Source organism: Streptomyces incarnatus (assembly GCF_001027185.1).
Lineage (GTDB): Bacteria > Actinomycetota > Actinomycetes > Streptomycetales > Streptomycetaceae > Streptomyces > Streptomyces puniciscabiei.
In genome coordinates this window covers 2,491,423-2,507,882 of the sequence record NZ_CP011497.1, presented here as the reverse complement: position 1 = coordinate 2,507,882, position 16,460 = coordinate 2,491,423, and the positions used below count along the sequence as shown (strand labels likewise).

The 16,460-nt window shown below is 70.0% G+C and carries 14 protein-coding genes; 10 read left to right on the top strand and 4 right to left on the bottom strand.

Going from position 1 to position 16,460, the window contains the following annotated elements; genetic code table 11:
• Positions 1-14: 14 nt before the first annotated feature.
• The 4 genes from ABB07_RS10925 (at position 15) to fxsT (ending at position 7,359) form a co-directional block, all read left to right on the top strand.
• Positions 15-1,208 (top strand): ABC transporter substrate-binding protein, encoded by a 1,194-nt coding sequence (locus ABB07_RS10925; RefSeq protein WP_244189326.1) that lies wholly within the window; start codon positions 15-17, stop codon positions 1,206-1,208.
• Between the two features lie 157 nt (positions 1,209-1,365).
• Entirely contained in the window at positions 1,366-1,674 is a 309-nt protein-coding gene (locus ABB07_RS10920; RefSeq protein ID WP_208898547.1) for a trypco2 family protein, read from the top strand.
• 143 nt (positions 1,675-1,817) lie between these two features.
• Positions 1,818-3,263 (top strand): VMAP-C domain-containing protein, encoded by a 1,446-nt coding sequence (locus ABB07_RS10915; protein ID WP_208898546.1) that lies wholly within the window; start codon positions 1,818-1,820, stop codon positions 3,261-3,263.
• 184 nt (positions 3,264-3,447) lie between these two features.
• On the top strand, positions 3,448-7,359 hold the full coding sequence (gene fxsT / locus ABB07_RS10910; protein ID WP_208898545.1) for an FxSxx-COOH system tetratricopeptide repeat protein: 3,912 nt from the start codon (positions 3,448-3,450) through the stop codon (positions 7,357-7,359).
• Between the two features lie 52 nt (positions 7,360-7,411).
• Here fxsT and ABB07_RS10905 read toward each other — a convergent pair whose 3' ends face one another.
• From ABB07_RS10905 to ABB07_RS10895, 3 genes are all read right to left on the bottom strand, one after another.
• Positions 7,412-9,277: an HEXXH motif domain-containing protein gene (locus tag ABB07_RS10905; RefSeq protein WP_208898544.1), complete on the bottom strand. Its 1,866-nt coding sequence runs from the start codon at positions 9,275-9,277 to the stop codon at positions 7,412-7,414.
• Positions 9,278-9,315: 38 nt separating this feature from the next.
• Positions 9,316-9,513, bottom strand: coding sequence for a hypothetical protein (locus ABB07_RS10900; RefSeq protein ID WP_208898543.1), 198 nt, complete (start codon positions 9,511-9,513; stop codon positions 9,316-9,318).
• 103 nt (positions 9,514-9,616) lie between these two features.
• Entirely contained in the window at positions 9,617-10,660 is a 1,044-nt protein-coding gene (locus ABB07_RS10895) for an effector-associated domain 2-containing protein (protein ID WP_208898542.1), read from the bottom strand.
• A 149-nt stretch (positions 10,661-10,809) separates the two neighbouring features.
• On the opposite strand from ABB07_RS10895, the gene ABB07_RS10890 reads away from it, so the two are divergent.
• The 6 genes from ABB07_RS10890 (at position 10,810) to ABB07_RS10865 (ending at position 15,147) form a co-directional block, all read left to right on the top strand.
• Positions 10,810-11,208, top strand: coding sequence for a hypothetical protein (locus ABB07_RS10890; protein WP_208898541.1), 399 nt, complete (start codon positions 10,810-10,812; stop codon positions 11,206-11,208).
• Positions 11,209-11,293: 85 nt separating this feature from the next.
• Positions 11,294-12,250: a hypothetical protein gene (locus ABB07_RS10885; RefSeq protein WP_244189325.1), complete on the top strand. Its 957-nt coding sequence runs from the start codon at positions 11,294-11,296 to the stop codon at positions 12,248-12,250.
• A 43-nt stretch (positions 12,251-12,293) separates the two neighbouring features.
• A complete protein-coding gene (locus tag ABB07_RS10880) occupies positions 12,294-12,950 on the top strand; it encodes a hypothetical protein (protein WP_208898540.1) in 657 nt (218 codons plus the stop codon).
• Complete coding sequence (locus tag ABB07_RS10875; RefSeq protein WP_208898539.1) at positions 12,934-13,908, top strand: inositol monophosphatase family protein; 975 nt, start codon at positions 12,934-12,936, stop codon at positions 13,906-13,908. The genes ABB07_RS10880 and ABB07_RS10875 overlap by 17 nt, the downstream gene beginning before the upstream one ends.
• A gap of 149 nt (positions 13,909-14,057) precedes the next feature.
• Entirely contained in the window at positions 14,058-14,897 is an 840-nt protein-coding gene (locus ABB07_RS10870) for a helix-turn-helix domain-containing protein (protein WP_208898538.1), read from the top strand.
• On the top strand, positions 14,869-15,147 hold the full coding sequence (locus ABB07_RS10865) for a DUF397 domain-containing protein (RefSeq protein ID WP_208898537.1): 279 nt from the start codon (positions 14,869-14,871) through the stop codon (positions 15,145-15,147). Before ABB07_RS10870 ends, ABB07_RS10865 begins: the two co-directional genes overlap by 29 nt.
• Here the strand turns inward: ABB07_RS10865 and ABB07_RS10860 are convergent.
• Positions 15,144-16,427 (bottom strand): ArsB/NhaD family transporter, encoded by a 1,284-nt coding sequence (locus ABB07_RS10860; RefSeq protein ID WP_244189323.1) that lies wholly within the window; start codon positions 16,425-16,427, stop codon positions 15,144-15,146. The two genes, ABB07_RS10865 and ABB07_RS10860, sit on opposite strands and share 4 nt — an antisense overlap.
• Positions 16,428-16,460 lie beyond the last annotated feature (33 nt).

Sequence of the window (16,460 nt, the reverse complement as noted above, 5' to 3'; positions counted from 1 at the left end):
GGCATCCTTCCGGGGTGCCCCAGACTTCTTCTCGTACGTCGCCGATGTCCCGCCGCTCCCTCCTGCGCGCACTCGGCGGCACCGCCGCGCTCGGTGCCCTGGCCGGCTGCGGGGTGCCCGCCGCCTATGTCGCGCCCGGCGACCGGGGCGTCGCCGACGCGTCGGCGGCCGACAAGAGGCTGACGTGGGCGAACTGGCCGCTGTACATCGACACCGATGACAAGAACCCCAACCGGCGGCCCACCGTGGACGCCTTCGAGAGGCGCACCGGCATCTCCGTGGACTACGTCGAGGAGATCAACGACAACGACGAGTTCTTCGGCAAGATCAGCCCGGCCCTGATGAACCATCAGTCCACCGGCCGCGACCTGATCGTCATCAGCGACTGGATGTGCGCCCGGTTCGTCCGGCTCGGCTGGGTCCAGGAGATGGACCGCGCCCACCAGCCGAACGTGGCGAAGTACCTCGACCCGCTGCTCCGTACGCCCGCCTTCGACAAGGGCCGCCGGTTCACGGTGCCGTGGCAGTCGGGCATCACCGGCATCGCCTACAACCGCAGGAAGCTCGGCCGCGAGATCCGGCACGTCAAGGACCTCTGGGCGAGCGACCTCAAGGGCCGCGTGACGCTGCTGTCCGGCCTGGACGAGTCCTTCGCGCTGCTGATGCAGGGCAACGGCGTGGACATCACCAGGTGGACCGCCGACGACTTCCACCGCGTCTGCGACGAGGTGGAGCGGGAGATCCACCGCGGGCAGATCCGCCGCTTCACCGGCAACGACTACACCAAGGACCTGGTCAGCGGGGACGTCCTGGCCTGCCAGGCCTACTCCGGCGACGTCATCCAGCTGCAGGCCGACAATCCCGACATCCGCTTCGTCGTGCCCGAGGAGGGCGCCGAGCTGTGGTCGGACTCCCTGATGATCCCCAACCGGGCCCGCCACAAGGCCAACGCCGAGCGCCTGATCGACTACTACTACGCCCCCGAGACCGCCGCGGAGCTCGCCGCCTGGGTCAACTACGTCTGCCCGGTCCCGGCCGCCCAGGACGTCCTGGCCTCCGCCAAGGACAAGGACACCGCCTCCCTCGCCGACAACCCGCTCATCTTCCCCGACGCCGGCATGCGCGGATGCCTGGCGATCGCCCGGGACATCACCGCCACGGAGCGGGTGGAGTTCGCCAGGCGGTGGAACAGGATCGTGGGGCTCTAGTGACCCGACAGGGCACTGGGCACACGGAAGTCGCCAACTCGGCGCGGCCGCGCCCGAGGACGGGAAGAGTCTGGGCGGGACAGTGGTCAAGAGTGGCCCGGCGCACCCCCGTTCCTCGGTACCATCACACCGCTGCGATGCTTCCGGGGGAGGAATCTTGATCGAACTTGCCGAGATGGTACGTGAGTTGAGGGAGCAACTCGGCCAGGCGATGGCCGGGACCGGACCCAGTCCCCTGCGCTTCGACCTCGGCGAGGTGGAGATCGAGGCGACCGTCACGGTCGACCGCACCGCTGGTGCCGGCGGCAAGGTGAAATTCTGGGTCGTCGAGGCGAACGGCGAGGCGTCCGTCGCCGATTCGCGGACCCATCGCATCACGCTCACGCTCCAGCCCACCCTCCTGGCTCCCGACGGCACACGCCACCGCGTGCTGATCTCAGGTGACGAGACGCACGGGGAGCGTTGAGGATTTCCGCCTTGTTCACGCCGCTGACGCAGCGGGAAGGCTAGTCGTACGCTGTCCGGACCGGACTGCGGACGAACTCGATGACGGCCGGAGGGGGTCACGAGGTGGAGGGGCGCAGCGCCGCACGCGTTCGCAACGAACTCATGGCCGAGATGGCCGGCGTGCTCGCGGCGACGGAGACGGTCCGGCGGCAGCCCGGCGCGGAGATGCTCGTGGACGACCTCCGCTCGGAGCTGCGCCTGACCGTGGACCCGCGGCAGGACCAGCCACTCGGCCTGTGGGCACGGCGGGTGGTCAAGGCGTGCGCGGAGACGGATGAGGGACTCCAGACCCTGGCCCGCTGCCTCGGCTACGCGGAACAGGGATCGGTGCACCTGCTCGCCCTGTGGCGTCTGGTGGACGAATGGGAGGCCACCTCCTTCTTCAAGGACACGGATCTGCGCCCCCTGCGGCCCGTTCTCCGCGAGATCCGTTCCACGTCACTGCTCACCGCGCTCGCCCGCAGGGCCAGCCGTGCGCGCACCCAGGAGCTGGAGGAATGGTGCGACACCGGCTGGGAGGTCTTCCTGCACCTGGCCGGGGACAACACGGTGGCGGAGGAACTGCCCCCGTCCATGGCCTTCCTGTCGCTCGTCTCCGAGTACCTGGTGAAGGAGGGCCGCACCGAGGAGGCGGAGGAGCTGCGTCGCTGGAACCGCAAGCAGGCCCAACTCCGCGGAGTCAGCGAGGAGATGGCGATCTGGCAGCAGGGTGAGTTCGTCTCACCCACGGAGGCCTCGTTACATCCGGCCTACCTGCTGATCCAGTTCGAACCGGACGGTGTGGACCCCGACAGCTTCTGGGTCGCCCACTGGCGGCAGTCCGACTCCGACGGTTGGCACCCCGTACCCGGTGAGACCCTCAAGCTGCAGCGGGACCAGCTTCCGGCCGCCGTCGACCGCCTCATCGAAGAGGCGGAGGAACGGTGGTGGGATCTGCGTCAGCCCGTCGTGATCGAATTCATTCTTCCGTGGGCACTGCTGGGAGAGCCCGTGGAATGGTGGCACAAGGAGACCGACGCGGACATACCCACACCTTTGGTGATGGACTACACCGTTGTCGTGCGCAGCTTCGAACGCCTGCGCAAGGCGGCCTGGCACCGGCCGTGGAACAACCGCTGGCGGCAGTTCAAGGAACGGCCCGCGGACAGCCGCTCGCACTGGAGCGAGCCGGACCAGCCGGCCTTCCATCTCGAGCGTGAACTCAAGGACGACCAGCAGATCGTGTGCCTCGTGCTGAGCGCACCTCCCGGCACCGACTCCCCGGCCGCCCGCCAGGAATTCGTCGCCGCGCTGCGCGCCGGAATTCCGGCCATCCTCTGGGACCGGGGCGGCCACGGCCCCGCGTTCCGGGAGGCCGCCGCGGACATAGTCCAGGAACGCGGCCTGGCCGGAGTCCTGGAGCGCACCCGCCGATGGCGCAACGAGGCCCTGGCGCTGGGACCGGACGACTGGCACAGACACGTGGGCCGGCACCTGGCCCTGCTCCTGGACGACCCGGAGCGCATACCCGGCCCCTCGGGAGCGGGCGGCGAACCCCACAGTGCGTGAGACGTTGACCATGGATGGGGGACAGAAGGGAGGGCCTCTGTGATGTCAAGTGCATCGTCCGAAGAGCACGGCCACAACCCGCCCGGACTATCGGTAGGCTGGCCCCGCTACGGGGGGCCCACGACCGCGACCGCAGGCCTTCCGTCCTCAACTCCGCGACCACAGCGACGCCTTGAGAGTGACCATGGCCAGTGACAACGCTCGGCGTGACCGGCCGGGGTCCGGAGCCGACCTGACGCAGTTGTGGGGCGACTGGCGTTTCGAGGACGAGGCATTACCCCGGGAGGTCTTCCTCGTCACCGACGCCCACGTGACCATGCGGGTGTGGGACGAGGCGGTCGACGACCTCTCCCGCGCCCTGGCCCGCGGCTTCGCTGCGGTGCACGACGTGGCCCTGCTTGGCACGGACGAGATGCTGCCGGCCGGTGTGCGTACCGACACCGGTCTCGAACCGGACGCGCCGTCGGACGGAACGCGCCGCGTGATCCTCGTGGTCACCGACGGGCTGGCGGCAGGCTGGCATCTGGGTGCGGTGCAGCCCCTGCTGCGGCGCTGGGGGCAGTCCCGGCCCGTCGCCCTGGTCAACCCGCTGCCGCCCCACCTGTGGTTCCGTACCGGCCTCGACGTGCTGCACGCGCGGATCAGGGCCCTCGGCCCCTGGGCCGCCAACGCCTGCTGGGACTGGCAGGAACGAGAGGTCCCCGCCGCGCCGGGATACGGGCCGGCCGACTCGGTGCAGCCGAGCACGGACCCGGACGGCGCGTCCCCCGCGGTCGCGGTACCCGTACTCTCCCTCGGGCACCACGGCGCGCGCGCCCTGTCCGCCGTGCTGGGCGGGACGGAGCCGCGCGCGCTGGACCTGCCCGCGACGCCGGCCAACGCGTGGAAGGGACGGCCGGACGCCGCCCGGAACTTTCCCTGGGCGACCGAGTTCGACGATTCCGCCGGGCCGCTCTCGGCCGTCGACCGTGTTTTCGATTTTCGCGCGGCGGCGTCCCCCACGGCCTTCCGGCTGGGCACCCGCCTGGCCGCGGCGCCCCTCACCCTGCCGGTCGTCCGCAGGCTGATCCGCTCGACTCCGGGTGCCGGGCCGGTTCACGCGTCCGAGTTCTTCATGAGCGGCCTGGTCCAGCCGACCGGCGTACACCTCGACGCCCCGGGGGCCGTGGTATACGACTTCCTCCCCGGCACCCGCGAGCAACTGCTGGCCCTGGGCCGCCGCAGTGCCACCCTCCGCACGTTGCGCGAGGTCCGTGAGGTCCTGGCCTCGGATCCGTCCGCCGCGTCACTCCTGCCGCCACCCACGGAACCGCTGGGCAAGGTGTCGCAGCCACGCGTGACGCAGAAGAGCGCACCGTTCCTCCGCATCGAACTGACTGCTCTGGATGCCTTGTCCGGGTCACACCTTCAGCGCGCCCGATTGTTGCGACATGCCCTGAAATGGCACGATCAGCGGTATGCAGTCTCGCTTGCCAAGGTCCCGCCTGCCGGAGCCGCCATAGCCCCGTCCGCCGCCTCAGATGCCACCGAAGGAGTACCGCCGATGTCCACCACGCCCCAGCGCACCGTGGAAGGAGAGCGCACCGTACAGCCACGCGTCTGGGGGAACTTGCCGCCGCGGAACCAGAACTTCACCGGCCGCACGGAACTCCTCGACCTGCTCGAACAGCGGCTGCGCGAGGGTACGACGACGGTTCTGCCCGAGGCGATCCACGGCATGGGCGGCGTCGGCAAGACACAGCTGGCGATCGAGTACGCCTACCGGCACCAGTCGCAGTACGACATCGTGTGGTGGATCCCCTCGGAGCGGCCGGGCCAGATCGGCCAGTCGCTGGTGGAACTGGCCAAGCGACTGGGGCTGGTGACCACGTCCGAGGCCAACATCGCCGGCCCGGCGGTCCGGGAGGCGCTGCGCGAGGGGCGCCCGTACTCCAGGTGGCTGCTGATCTTCGACAACGCGGACAGCCCCGAACAGGTACGCCCGTACTTCCCGACCGGTGGCACCGGCACGATCCTGGTCACCTCCCGCAACCGCCGCTGGGGGCTCGTGGGCGGCTCCCTCGAAGTGGACGTGTTCACCCGCGAGGAGAGCATGGAACTGCTGCGCGGTTCAGGACCCGAGCTCGCGGACGAGGAGGCCGAGGCACTGGCCGAGGCGCTGGGCGACCTGCCCCTCGCTCTGGTACAGGCGGCCGCCTGGCGCGCGGAGACGGGCATGCCCGCGTCCGAATACCTCCGCCTCTTCGAGAGCAAGCAGAACGAACTCCTGGAGACGGCTCCGCCGCCGGACTACCAGCTGCCGGTGGCCGCCGCCTGGAACGTCTCCCTCGACCATCTGGAGACACGCAGCCCGGGAGCCCTGCGGCTGCTGCAGCTGTGCTCGTACTTCGCCCCCGACCCGATCTCCAGGCAAATCCTCTCCGGCCCGGGATACAACACCGGATTTCCCGAGCTGGATGCGGCTCTGAACGACCCGATGAAGCTCGCGCGTGCGATACGGGAGATAAACCGCTATTCCCTCGCCCGAATCGATCACCGCACGAACTCCATCGAGATGCACCGGCTGGTCCAGCACGTGCTGATCAACCGTATGAGCCCAGAGGAGCAGAACCGCATGCGCGAAGGCGCCCACGCCCTGATGGCGTCCGCCGATCCGAGGACCCCTACCGACCCTGAAAGCTGGCCTCGGTACGCGGAGCTCTATACGCATGTGATCGCCTCCGGCGCGATCAACTCGGACCAGCCTTGGGTGCGTCAACTGGTGATGAACATCGCCAAGTACCTGTACTACTGGGGGGATCACGAGGTCTCCTTGGACTTTTCCGAGACCGCGTGGAACGCCTGGGTGGAGATCTTCGGCGAGGAGGACGTGCAGACGCTCCTCATGGGCCGGTGGCTGGTCTTCGTGTATCTGATGGTCGGCCGGTACAGCGACGCTTCCACGTTGGTGGAGCACATCAGGTCCGTCCACGAGCGCGTCTCCGCGCCGGACAGTGAGGAGGCTCTGGACGCCGCTCAGATGGAGGCTGCCGTACGCCGTGTCCAAGGCCGTTTCCTTGCAGGTGCGGAACTGGACCGGGTCGTCTATGAAAGGGCTCAGAGGGCGTTCGGGGAAGACGACCCTGCCAGCCTCAACATGGCCCACAACCTGGGTGTCAGCCTCAGGCTCACCGGATCCTTCAGGGAGGCACTGGAACTCGACAGAAGGACTTGGCACCTGAAGCTGCGCCTGTTCGGACGTGATGACCAGCGCAGTCTCATCACCGAGAACTCGGTTGCCATCGACGTGCGCGAATCCGGGGACTATATCGGTGCGCTTCGGTTGCAGGAGGCAGCATTGGAGGCGTTCCGGGACGTTTTCGGGAACGACAATCCCGCCACGATCAGTACGGTGCGCGAACTGGGTATCGCGTGCCGAAAGGCGGGCCTGCACGCACGTGCGCTTGAACTGGCCATTCAGTCGCATGAAGCCTTCACCCGCCGGTATGGAGACACCCACCCGCAGTCCTTGGCCACCGCCTTGCCCCTGGCCATCGCACTCCGTCAGAACGGGGACCTGGAAGCGGCACGGGCGCGAGGTGCCCAGGCCTGCGCCGGTTATCGCCAGGTCTTCCATCCGCAGCACCCGTACGCCATGTCCGCGGACGTGGGTCTCGCGGTGTCAGAACGACTCCTTGGCAAGCCGGAGGAAGCTCGCCGTCTGGACGACCAGGCGCTCGTCGCGCTGTCCGACAGCCTCGGCGCCGACCACCCCTTCACGCTGGTGGCCGCCGTCAATCTGGCCAGTGATCTTGCGGCGCTCGGCCAGCACGAGGCAGCCACGGCTCAAGGGCGCGACACGCTGGACCGATGCCGAGAGATCTTCGGCCCGGACCACCCAACCACGTTGGCCTGCGCCGGGAATCTTTCGCTGGATCTGAAGTCCGTGGGGCTCGACACTGAGGCAGCGGCGTTGCGGCTCGACACCGAGGAACGTATGCGCCGCGTGCTGGACACCCAGCGTGGCGACCAGGAGCAGCCCGCATCGCACCCGGCGACCGAAGCCTTCCTGAATGAGACAAGGCTGAACTGCGACATCGATCCCATGCCGTTGTGAGAGCCGCAGCCAGGGAGCCGGAGGGGCTGCTCGGCGCCGTGCGGGCGGCCTCTCAGTCGGTCGGCCTCAGCCGGCTGGTGGCGCTGCTCAGCCATGTGGCCAGAGCCACCGGATCGGGGCGCCGTCCATGCTCTTCGTGAAGGGCCTCAGCAACGGCGCGGGCCCACTCCGGCGACCGGAGCAGGAAGAGGCATGCGGCCCGCTGTTCGGAACTGTCAGCCAGGGCGCTGCCCAGCGCCGCCCAGGAGCCCACTGCCGGGTCTCCGTGTCTCAGCTGCTTCGATAACTCCTGCCGAGCGGCAGACCGGTCCCCGCGAGCCAGGAGGACATCGACCGGGCCGGCCCCGCGCACCCCGCCTCCGCCGGTGGGGTCGCGCCAGGAGCCGTCCGGGTTGGTGAGGCGATGTCTGAACAGGACGGCCGCGGTGTCGAGAAAGCGGGCTTCGCCGTCCGGCACTAATGACGACATGGTGTGCGCCAGCGGGGGGCATGCCTCGCCTCGGTGCCACGCACGCAGTGCCTGGTGCACCATTTCCGGCGACGGTCGCAGATGATGCTCGCGCCATCGGGAGCGGTGACTGGCCGCCGCCTCGCGGGCTAGCCGTAACTCCGTCGCGGGGACGGCGTCGCCCAGCCATCCAGCGCAGGTCTGCGCCAGCGACTCCAGGAGTCGGCGCCCGAGAGGGGTCAGCCGTTCATGGAACCGGATGCTGTTGAGCGTCGACCACACCGCTTCCCGCCACAGGGCGAACTCGAAGTGCGCCAACGGCGCGCGCGCCGCGTCGGCGGTACGGCGGTTGCTGCGCCAGAACCGGGTGACTCCCAAGAATGCGTAAATTCCTTGCAGGAGCCCCTCCAACGGCCTGGGATCGTCCCTCCACGGCGCATGGAACAATTCTGGTCGCCCGTCCGTCTTCTCGACTCGTCGCACCAGTGGCGCCAAGTGCGTGAGCGCACCGAGTTTGATGTGTTGGAATTCGTGCACCAGGGTCGCCGCCAGTTCAGAAGCCTCATCGGGCAGCGAGGCGTTGATCGCACCGAAGGCTTCCGCAGAGGAACTGCTGTAGGGTCGAAACCTTTCTCCTCGTGGCATGGGAGTGAGGGACATCAAGCCTCGGCGCATCGCGTCCGTGTGGGCCGGTTCGTCGCGGAGCAGTATTTTCCACGTCTCGTCGAGTGAGGACTGCCAGGTCTGTGCCTCGGGCTCGGAGACGACTCGGGCGGCCGTGGGCCCGGAGAAGCCTCGATAGGGGTCATGTTCCTCAAGCGTCACGACTCCGCCATCGGGGGCCCCTCCCAGGGACAGCCTGCGAGTGGGCTGCCAGCCGGGTACCCGTCGCTCCCAGTCCGGTCCTACCATGACCTCGCCGCTGCCGCAGGTGATACGCACGTGCCATTGGTTGCCGGTGACCCGCGCGATTGTCCAGTCTTCGCGCGTCGGTAGAAGCGCGCATCCCAGCCCGGGAAGGGACACGATCCCTTCGTGCATCGGAACTTTCAGGGTGAATTCGATGCGGGCGCCGACGGCCGAGGCTGCGGCCAGAGAGGCCAGGTGTCCCAGCATCGCCCAGACCGGCACGTCACTGTTCTGCGTGTCCCGGAGGTGGCGGAGAACGGAGGAAAGCCATGTTCCAGTCCCCGGAGCCATCAGAACATCCTCGACCACCTCGGGAGCCTTGGCCTGCGCACGCTCCAGGGATTCCCAGGCGTCGTCGAGCGGCAAGGGAAAGTCCGCGGAGTTGGAGGCGAGACGTATGCTTCGGTCGTAGAGGGCCCGCAGAAGCAGCAGCCGGCGGCTGCGTTCCGCGCTGAGCAGTTCGTCGATGGCGGCACCGTCGCCACCACCCCGGAGGAGCTGGTCGAGGGCGGCCGCCGAGATGCGGTGAAAAGCGGCTCGATCGTCAGATGTGCTGCTCAATGAGCGCACCGGTATTCTCCCCGCACGCGGTTGGCGCCCTATTTCCCAGTCGCTCCGTGCGTCTGATTGACGCCGGCCACCGTGATGGCGTGCGGATCGTCGAGATCGCCCAGCAACCGTTCGAGGGACTCGGACAAGTCTGGGCCGTCCAGAGAACGCAGCGCCTCAAGTGATACCCCCGAGAGGTCAATGAGTCCGGACTCAAAGGCCGGCGTCGCCCGCTCCACGGCTGCCAAGTCCCCTCCCCCTGCATGATCGTCCGGGCCGTCGTTCCTCTCCTAATGATGGCCCAGGCAGAGGGGGGCCGAAACCCTGCGTACCGGCCAGTTGCCGCACAAGTCAGCTGTGCCGCACCGCGAGTTCGGCCGCCGCGCGGTCGACTTGGCGTAGTTCTTCCGAGTCCTCCTCCCAGTCCCGCAGCACTTCCATGAAACTGTCGAGGGTGCCGGGAAAGCGCAGACATGTGCGCAGGACGCCGTACACCTCGTAGCGCAGCCGGTCGTCGCGGGGCCGGTGGGCGGCCACCCGGGGGTCGACGCCTTCGAGGACGGTGTCGAGTCCGTTCGGCCGCCGCAGCGTCGGCAGGGCGGTCAACGCGTCCACCAGGTCCTTGAGTTCGCGCATGGTCAGGGTGTGCGGCAGGGAGCCGAGGCGCGGGGGCCGTGATGACGTGCCGTCGGCGAGCAGCGGGCCGGGCCGGGCCGGCAGGCCCGCGCAGGCGTGGAGCAGTTCGAGCTCGGCCGGGGTCAGCACGTCGTACCAGCGCCGCACCCGCACCGCCGCGAGCCGGCCGAGGCCGTCCGAGCGGTGGTGCGCGGTGATCAGGCCGACGACGGCGCCGCCCGACCAGAGGGCCGCGCCGGACATGCCCTCCCAGGGCGAGTGCTCCGGGCCGGCCACATCGGCCGGAGGCCGGACGGCCACCTCCAGGGTGCCCTCCCGCCGGTTGGAGAGGACGGACACCGTGCCGTCGACGTGACAGGAGTCGCGGTACCGGCTGACCTCGCCCTCCGCGAGGGGACCGGCGCCGACGTCCTCGCGCAGTTTGAAGAGCGGGAAGCCGACGGCGGTGACGGGCAGGGTGACGTCGGTCTCCGGGAGTACGGCGTAGCCGGGCGTGTGCCGGACGGGTGGGGCCGTGGGCGGGCACTCGGCCATTTCCAGCAGGGCGAGGTCGGCGGCGCCGGAGCGCAGGACGACGCCGGCCTCGGCCTTCCACTCGTCGGGCCGGTCGGCCTGGAAGCGGACCACCACCTTGGTCAAGGGCGGCTCGACCAGGTGAGCGGCGGTCAGGACGTACCGTTCGCCCACGCGGTAACCGGAGCCCCGGCGGCCCGGCGAGCCCGTGGCGCGAACCACGATCACCTCTGCGACCCGGGCCATCTCCAGCCCTGGATTCCCCTGTCCCCGTTCCCTCACACGAGGGGCATACCCCACGGCCCGCACAAATACCGGGACCCGCAGGCCGGTTGACCCAGGCCCATCGGTCATCCTTGGCGCGACCAGGAACGCGACCGGACGGGGCGGAGAGCATGACGATATGGGCGTTGGTCGTCGAGACGACCGTGGGGGTCAGTGAGCGCAAGCACGTGGAGGCCCATGTGGTGGCGCATGTCTCCGGGTCCCGGGCCGCCGCGCTCGCGGAGCTCGAGCGCCGCGCTCGAAGCCACGCGCCCGAGCACCCCAGAAGTCCCCGGCGCCGGCGGCTCCTTCGGGTGAGCGACGGATTCCTGGTCGTCGTGGACGGGGCGTGGCAGTCCTTCGCCACCCGGTTCACGCTGGCGGAGCTGCTGGAGGACTCCGCCGCGCCCGTCCCTCCGGAACCGGTGGACACGCCGGAGGAGCAGGGCGACCAGGCCGACCAGGCCGAGCTGCATCCGGACGGCGTACCGGTCAAGCCGGCCTGGCTGGGGCGCGACGACCTTCCGTGAGCGTGCCCTCACGCGGCCGATTGCCGCATGGCTGACCAACTGCCCTTGCTCCTACGATGGAAGCCACCGTCGGGGGAGGGTGGACGTGACGAACAGCGCACCACAGGGGACCGGGCGCCGGCTGGAGGAGGGGATCGCCTGGGCGGTCCGGAACGCGGACGGCATCGTCGCCATCGTCGTCGCCCTGGTCGTCGGGCTGATGGACGTGCTCAACCAGAACATGGACGCCAACGTCGTCTCCGGCGCCACCCTGCTCGTGCTCGCGGCGCTGGTGTACGGAGGTCTCACCGAGCGCCGCCGCCGGATGGCCGACCTCCGCGCCGCGTCCGCCGGGACGAGCAGGGCCATCGAGGACCTGGCGATGGTCCGCACGCTCTCCGGCGCCGAGGTCGCACTCGCGCACGAGCGGGCCCGGCGCACCACCAGCCGCTGGGTGTTCAAGGGCGGCACGGGCACCTACCTGCGGGCCGTCACGCTGCCCGAGTGCGTGCTGGAGGCGCAGCGGCAGCGGCGCTTCCTCACCGTGAAGATCGACATCATCAACCCGGCCGACGAGCAGGTGTGCGCCGCCTACGCGCGGTTCCGCAGCACCTTCGGCCCCGGCCCCGGCGACGCCGAGTGGACGGTGGAGCGCACCCGCAAGGAGGCGTACGCCACCGTCGTCGCCGCAGGCTGGCACCGGCAGCGGCTGGACACCCTGGAGATCGACGTCCATCTGTCCTCCGTCGCACCGGCGCTCCGGTTCGACCTCTCGGACAGCTGCCTGATCATCACCCAGGACGACCCCAGCCGGGTCAGCCTCTACGTGGAGCGTGACCGGCCGCTCTACGACTACTACGTCACCGAGCTGCACCAGAGCCGCGAACAGGCGGTCAAGCTCGATCTGCGCGAGGCCGTCCCGCTCGCCGACGAACCGACCGTCGACGAGGTCAGACGCCTGCTCGACCGGCTCGGCCTGCCACTTCCGCCGAGCTTCACCGACGGTGACGTCGGCGACATCATCGACAAGGCGCTGCGCGCGGAGAACCCGTACCGCAGATGAGCGAGCGCCGTGTTCCGGCCAAGGGGGAGCAAGGGGGAGGAACATGGACTACCCGGCCCTGGAACGGGCCGCCCGGCGGCACGCCACCGCCGAGCTGACACGACACGCCGCAGCGGAACTCGACCTGATCGCCTCCGGCCGCCGCGCCCTGCGCGCGGTGCGCCACCCACTCGGATTCGTCTGCCTGCCCATCCTGCGCGACGGCCACGACGGCGTCTGCGTCCACGTCTTCGGCCCGCCGGAGGCACAGCCCGACCGATCCGTACCCCAAGTGCACTGCCACAGCTGGGACTTGACCAGTACCGTGCTGTACGGGCGGCTCGACAACCGGCGGGTCCACGTCGACGACGACTCCGGCGAGCCCACGCACCGGGTCTTCGAAGTGCTCAGCGACCCCTCGGGCGTGGACGAACTGCGGCCCACCGAACGTCTGGTGCGCTGCCGGCCCGGTGCGGGGCAGACCAGCGCGCGGGGCCAGAGCTACGCCCTCCCGGCGGGTGAATTCCACACCAGCGTGGTGCCGGACGGCCGCCCCACCGCCACGCTGGTCCTGGGGCGGACCCTGCCCGGCCGGGTGGACCTCTCGCTGGGCCCGCCGTCCGCCGCCGGGCACCGCATGGTCCGCCGGGCCTGCGACGCGACCCAGACCGCCCGGATCGCTCGGGCCGCCCTCAGGAGGATCCATGAGCCCGAACCCTGACCCCTGGTCCGGACCGGCCGGTTACGACGCCGAGCACCGTACGGCCGTGGGCGCCGCCGAGGAGGCCGGGGCACTGCTGCGGTCCCGCTTTCCCGACGGGTTCGCGGCCCGTCCCAAGGGGCGGCTCGGGGACGTGGTGACCGACCTGGACCTCGCCGCCGAGCGCCTGGTGGTCGGCCGGATCCGCGAGCACTTCCCGCACGACCGCATCCTCGCGGAGGAATCCGGTGAACTGGTGGGGGACGGCGGGGGCCGCACCTGGCTGGTGGACCCGCTCGACGGCAGCAACAACGTGGTGATCGGGCTGGCCGTGTACGTCGTCGGCATCGCCCTGTGTGTCGATGACATCCCCGTGGTCGGGGTCGTCCACGATCCGATGACCGGCCGTACCTGGTCCGCGCTGCGGGGCGGCGGGGCACACGGCCCGGCCGGGCGCCTCGCCGCCCCCGCGCACAGCCGCCCGCTCCCCGCCGCCGGCCCCCTGCTGGCCTGGACCCAGGGCCACGCCGTCCCCCGCGACGACCCCTTCGCCTGCTCCCTCCGGCACTCCCTCGAACTCCGTTCCCGGCGCCTGCTGCAGCTCTGGGCGCCCCTGGTGGCCTGGGCGATGCTGGCCCGGGGCGACATCGACGGCTTCGTGGGCTACCGCGCGGAGGCCATCGACCTGCCCGCCGGCGCGCTGCTCGCCCGCGAGGCCGGCATCGCCCTGCGGCACCTCGACGGCGCGGAGTTCGGCGGCGGCTACGGCGGCCCCGACACCGGGCGCTCCTTCGTCGCCGGGCGCCCCGAACTCCTGCCCCACCTGCTGGACCTCGTCAGCTCTTTCTCTCCCGGCACCGAGGGCACGCACACGGCGGAAACCGCCCCGACAGGTCCAGCGGCGCGGCGTTCTTCGGCGGCCGGTACGTCACCCTTGGCCCCCACGTCCGGCCCCCGTCCCGGGAGACCCTCAGCGTGAGAAACACCCCGACGTAGCCGTCGTCCTGCTCCTGCATTCCAGCGCCTTTCACTATCCGTGCTGATTCATGCACAGCGTGCTGCGGACGCGAGTACCTTCGGTAGATGACCGAGCGTGACGACGCAGTCAGCACGAGGGGGAGTGGAAAGGTGGCCATCGAGGACAATCCCATCTCGCGGGTGCGGTACGGGGAGGAACTCAGGCGACGGAGAGAGGCGGCCGGGCTCACGCAGGAGGAGCTGGGCCAGCTTGTCGCGATGTCCCGCACGCACATCGCCCACATCGAGGCGGGCAGGCGGAGGCCGGATGTGGAGGACGCGCGGCGGCTGGACAAAGTGCTGAACACCGGCGGGTTCTTCGAGCGGTTCCTGCCGGTGCTGGACGGCAAGAAGGTGGCCGAGTATTTCGAGGAGGCGCTGGAGTACGAGGGCCGGGCGAGAGAGATCCGGGAATACGCGCCTGCGGTGGTGCCGGGACTCCTGCAGACCAGGGAGTATGCATCCGAGGTACTGGGCTTCGGCTATCCGCGCAGGAGCGACGAGGAACTCGAGGAGTTGGTGGCCACTCGGCTGGAACGGGCCCGCATCCTCGACAGTTTCCACACGCCCGAGGTTTGCTGCCTCCTCGATGAAGCGGTGCTACGCCGTGTGGTCGGGGGACCGCTCGTGATGTGCGAGCAGCTTCGTCACATCGCGGAGTTGGGCGCGAGCCGCCGGATTCGCGTCCATGTCCTCCCGTACTCCCTGGGCGCCCATGCCCTGCAGGCGGGCTTTCTCTCCCTTATGTGGTTCGAAGACCTCCCGCCCATCGCCTATGCGGAAGGCGTGAAGAGCGGGCGGATCATCGAACTGCCGTCCATGGTGCGCGAGTGTCAGGAGATCTACGATCAGGCGCTGGGCGATGCCCTGTCGCACCGAAAGTCCCTGGATCTGCTCACGTCCGTCGCGGAGGATTACGAACATGAAGCGCAGCGAGCACTCCATTCCTGACGCCTCGGTGCTGTCCGGCTGGCGCAAGTCGTCGTACAGCGACGGGGGTAGCAGCAACTGCCTGGAAGTCACCACCTGGCGCAAGTCGAGCTACAGCGGTGAAAGCGGCGGCGACTGCCTCGAAGTCAACGACACCGCCGCCCCCACCCACGTCCCCGTCCGCGACAGCAAGCACCCCACCGGCCCCGCCGTCGTCTTCTCGGCACCTGCCTGGTCGGCGTTCGTAGGTGCCGTGAAGACGGACGCCTAACGCGTCAGAGCCAGGGCGGCCACCGCCGCGGCCACCGCGCACACCGCAAGTACCGCGCCCGTCCCCATCAACCGGCCAACCGGCACCCGGACGCCGTACGCATGGCAGCGCTCGTACCACAGCAGCGTGGCCAGGGATGCCCAAGGGGTGATCACCGGACCGGCGTTGGTGCCGACGAGCAGGGCCAGCAGCTGGTCGTGGTTGCCCACCGGCACCGCCGCCTCACCGGCCAGGTAGACCGGCAGGTTGTTGAGGGCGTTGGACAGGCCGCCGCCCACCCCGGCCGCGCGGAACAGGCCGAGGGTGCCGCCGTCGATGCCGACCGCCGCGGCGAGCAGGTGGTGCAGCCCGTGCGCGTCGAAGGTCTCGACCACCAGGAACATGCCCGGCACCATGACCAGCAGCCGCCAGGGGACGAGCGACAGCCGGAGTGCGGACCGCTGCCGCACCCCGAACGCGGTCACGGCGACGAGCGCCGCCGTCCCAGACGCCGTCCACAGCGGGACGTCGGCCACCAGGATGGCCAGCAGAAAGCCGGCGCAGGCGAGCGCGCAGGCCCGGAACAGGACCCGGTCGGCGGGGCGGTGCACGGCGGGCGGCACATAACGGTCGGCGGCATCCGCGCGCACGTCATCCGCACGCGCCGTACCCGGCCCCGACACCGGTACCGCCGCCATCAGGCCGGAGCCGTCGGCGACAGGCCCTTCACGCCGCCCCCGGCGCCAGAAGAACAGCCACAAACAAGCCATCGTCACGGACAGCGCGGCGAGTTGCGGTGCCCACATGCGCCCCGCCAGGCCCAGCGGGGACAGCGCGACCCGGTTGGCGGCCAGCAGGTTCGTCAGGTTGGACACCGGGAGGAGCAGGCTCGCGGTGTTGGCCAGCCACACCGTCGTCATGGCCAGCGGCACCGGCGCGATCCCCACCCGGGAGGCGAGCGCCAGCATCACCGGGGTCAGCAGCACGGCCGTCGTGTCCAGGTTCAGGGCGATCGTCGTGACCGACGCGAACAGCACGCACAGCAGGAAGAGCAGCGGATAGCTGCCCTTACCCGCCCGGGCCACCCGCGCCGCCACCACGTCGAACACCTCGGCCCGGCTGGTCAGTTCGGCCAGCACGATCACCGTGCCCAGGAAGGCCAGGAGCGGTGCGATGCGGGTCATCGCGTCGGACGCGGAGCCCGTCGGCAGCAGTCCCGTGGCCACGCACAGCAGTCCGGTCGCCAGCAGTCCGATCGCCACCCGGTCCAGGACATGCAGACGCAGCAATAAGGCACGCACGGGGGGAAGGGTCGCACGTTTGTGCGTCGCTGT

What these genes read in the sequence shown, in the direction of transcription:
- ABB07_RS10875 (WP_208898539.1), top strand. Translation starts at nt 12,934, where the DNA reads ATGAGCCCGAACCCTGACCCCTGGTCCGGACCGGCCGGTTACGACGCC.
- ABB07_RS10890 (WP_208898541.1), top strand. Translation starts at nt 10,810, where the DNA reads ATGACGATATGGGCGTTGGTCGTCGAGACGACCGTGGGGGTCAGTGAG.
- fxsT (WP_208898545.1), top strand. Translation starts at nt 3,448, where the DNA reads ATGGCCAGTGACAACGCTCGGCGTGACCGGCCGGGGTCCGGAGCCGAC.
- ABB07_RS10895 (WP_208898542.1), bottom strand. Translation starts at nt 10,660, where the DNA reads ATGGCCCGGGTCGCAGAGGTGATCGTGGTTCGCGCCACGGGCTCGCCG.
- ABB07_RS10880 (WP_208898540.1), top strand. Translation starts at nt 12,294, where the DNA reads ATGGACTACCCGGCCCTGGAACGGGCCGCCCGGCGGCACGCCACCGCC.
- ABB07_RS10865 (WP_208898537.1), top strand. Translation starts at nt 14,869, where the DNA reads ATGAAGCGCAGCGAGCACTCCATTCCTGACGCCTCGGTGCTGTCCGGC.
- ABB07_RS10915 (WP_208898546.1), top strand. Translation starts at nt 1,818, where the DNA reads ATGGCCGAGATGGCCGGCGTGCTCGCGGCGACGGAGACGGTCCGGCGG.